Annotated in this window: 1 rRNA gene; it reads left to right on the top strand. The window is 40.3% G+C overall.

What is annotated here, in order from left to right:
• Positions 1-231 precede the first annotated feature (231 nt).
• Positions 232-346, top strand: a 5S ribosomal RNA gene (gene rrf, locus H5088_RS20150).
• Positions 347-350: the final 4 nt, after the last annotated feature.

Below are 350 nucleotides of genomic sequence, written 5' to 3'. Positions count from 1 at the left end.
TACTAATTACCCGTGAGGCTTAACCATACAACGCCAAACGCGTTTTATGCGACAGTTTGACAGAAGTTAATATGACTAAAGTAGATATTACTGAAAAGACTTAAAAAATATTATCAGATATTTTCAAAATTCAAGAGGTGACTCTTAGCGCGTAGCGTTAAAGTTGAGGCACCTTGCGCAAAGAAAATGGTAGCACTACGTGCTTGTCATTGATTCTTTGCACCTAATTTGCTTGGTGACAATAGCGTTTTGGACCCACCTGACTCCATGCCGAACTCAGTAGTGAAACGAAACAGCGCCGATGATAGTGTAGCATTTGCTATGTGAAAGTAGGACATTACCAGGCTTCA

The organism is Pseudoalteromonas sp. SR43-3, from assembly GCF_014163875.1.
Lineage (GTDB): Bacteria > Pseudomonadota > Gammaproteobacteria > Enterobacterales > Alteromonadaceae > Pseudoalteromonas > Pseudoalteromonas distincta.
This window is presented reverse-complemented; position numbering and strand designations above follow the sequence as displayed.